Source organism: Kribbella sp. NPDC048837, assembly GCF_055586945.1.
In genome coordinates, this window is sequence record NZ_JBVJHF010000006.1 from 638,138 (window position 1) to 640,609 (window position 2,472).

The window sequence follows — 2,472 nt, forward strand, 5'->3', positions numbered from 1 at the left end:
GTCGAGCTCGTCAGCGAGCTCCTCAGCCTCCTCAGCCAGCTCGTCGGCCACGTCGGCGTCCTCGTCGGCCTCGTCCTCGTCGGACAGCGGCTCGAAGTACTCGTCGTCGACGACGGTGTCGTCCTCGTCGAGGTCGGTGAACTCGAGGCCCTCGAGCTGGGCGGCACGCTCAGCAGCTCCGGTGACCCCGTCGCCGTCGGACCCCGCCGCCCGGTGGAACCAGATCAGCGCGTCCTCCGTCCGTCCGGCCGCCTCGAGCGCATCGGCGTACGCATAGCGCAGGCGCGGCAACCACTCGGCCCGCGTCCGCTTGGTCAGCTCCGGCACCTCGAGCGTCTGGATCGCCGCCGCGGTCTGCCCCATATCGCGCCGCGCGCCGGCCGCCACGATCAGCAGCTCGATCTGCGTCGCCTCCGACAGCTCGTGGACGTGCTTGTCCTTCGTCAGTGCCAGCGCCTTGTCCGGCCGCCCGAGCGCCCGCTCGCAGTCGGCCATCATCGCCAGCACCTCATGGTTCCCGGTCATCCGCCGAACCGCCCGGAACTCCGTCAGCGCCTCGTCGTAATGCTCAGCCAGGTACGCCGTGATCGCCACAGCCTCCCGTACGCCGCCCAGCCGCGCAGCCAACCGCCGAGCAGTCCGGGCATGCTGGTACGCGCGCTCCGGGTCGTCGTCGAGGAACCGCCCGGAGGCGACCAGATGCTGTGCGACCAGATCAGCCAGCGTCCGCGGCAACGACCGCAGCTCGGCCTTCACCGAGCGATCGAGCTCGGCCCCGGTGATCCCCTCCGGAATCGCCGGATCGTCCCGCCGCGGCCCAGCCTTCTCCTCGCCCCGGTCGTCCCGCCGAGGCCCACCCCGCCGCTCGTCGCGACCGCCACGCTCATCCCGCCGGAACGCCCCACGCTCGCCCCGAGCCGGCCCACTCCCCCGAGTCGAACCACCCCGGACCCCATCCCGACCCGGCCGCTCATCCCGACCACCCCGGTCATCCCGCTGATAACCACTACGCTCATCGCGCCGATAGCCACCCCGGTCACCACCGGAACGCTCATCCCGCTGGTAACCGCCACGGTCGCCACCGCCAGCGCGGTCATCACGCCGGTAACCACCGCGATCGCCCCCACCGGAACGCTCATCCCGCTGGTAACCGCCACGGTCGCCACCGCCAGCGCGGTCATCACGCCGATAGCCACCGCGATCGCCACTACCCGACCGCTCGTCACGCCGGTAGCTGTCGCCACCGGAACGCTCGTCGCGGCGGTAGCCGCCGCGGTCGTCGCGTCCTCCGCGGTCGTAGCTGCCACGGTCGTCCCGGTCCGGCCGGTCGTCGCGGCGGAAGCCGCGCTCATCCCGACGCGGACCACCGCGACCCGCACCCTTGCGGTCGTCCGTACGGCGAGGTCCACCGCTCCGGTCGTCCCGGCCGGCACCACGCCCGCGGTCGTCCCGATCGCTCAACTGCCCACGGAACGGATCCCGCTCAGCCTTGTCACCGCCCCGCGACCCGGCGTACCCCCGCCGGTTGTCGTAGCGGCTCTCGTCGCGATCCCCGGACCGCTCATCACGCGAACCTCCCCGCGGCCCACCCGCCCGCGGCCCATCACCACGATTAGAGGGTCCTCGGTAGCCACCGGAGTACCCACCCGACGACTGTCCGCCAGAACCGCCCCGCCCACCGGCACCACCAGAGCGCCCAGCACCAGATCCGGAACGCGCAGCGCCCCCAGACCCGCCAGAACCACCGGACCAGCCGGCACCGCCACCAGATCGACCAGCCGGTCCACCGGATCGGCCAGCTCCACCGCCAGAGCGACCCGCGCTCGGACCGGATCCACCGGCGCGGCTCGCGCCCGTACCGGATCCACCGGAGCGGCCAGCCCCCGTACCGGACCCACCGGAGCGGCCCGTGCCCGTACCGGGTCCACCGGAGCGGCCGGTGCCGCCTCCAGACCAACCTGCATTACCGCCGGATCGGCCGGCAGCACCACCGGGGCGGCCAGCACTACCGCCGGATCGCCCGGCGCCGCCGCCGGCGCGTCCACCGCCTGAGCTCGGCCGTCCACCGCCGGAGCTCGAGCCGCCAGAGCTCGAGCGTCCGGAGCTGAAGCCCGAACGACCGCCCGCGGAGTCAGACCGGCCGCCACCAGAGCGACCAGAACCTCCGGCGCCACCGGACGACCCACGAGGGTCCCCGGAGCCGGAGCGAGAATTGCGAGGTGGCGTAGCCACGGTGACTCCTAACGATGCTGTACAGACGATCCTGTGGTGCGGTAACCGCACAAACCTACCGCCACCGACGCCGTGCAGCCCCATCGAGGGCGCGCGTGGACGTGACGGCTGCCGGCACGACACGTGCCTGAACTTCCGGACAAAATGTTAAGGGCCACCCCAGTGGGGTGGCCCTTAACAGTGTGAATGTCCGGCGGCGTCCTACTCTCCCACGACCTCCCGGTCGCAGTACCATCGGCG

At 72.3% G+C, this 2,472-nt stretch carries 3 protein-coding genes; all 3 read right to left on the minus strand.

All coding sequences use genetic code 11. The features are described from left to right. On the minus strand, positions 1–756 hold a 756-nt coding region (locus ACZ6O0_RS29645), incomplete at its 3' end, for a hypothetical protein (protein WP_465768279.1). Further along, on the minus strand, positions 753–1,409 hold the full coding sequence (locus tag ACZ6O0_RS29650) for a hypothetical protein (protein WP_465768280.1): 657 nt from the start codon (positions 1,407–1,409) through the stop codon (positions 753–755). The genes ACZ6O0_RS29645 and ACZ6O0_RS29650, both read right to left, overlap by 4 nt. A gap of 48 nt (positions 1,410–1,457) precedes the next feature. After that, positions 1,458–2,066: a hypothetical protein gene (locus tag ACZ6O0_RS29655; protein ID WP_465768281.1), complete on the minus strand. Its 609-nt coding sequence runs from the start codon at positions 2,064–2,066 to the stop codon at positions 1,458–1,460. Between the last annotated feature and the right edge of the window lie 406 nt (positions 2,067–2,472).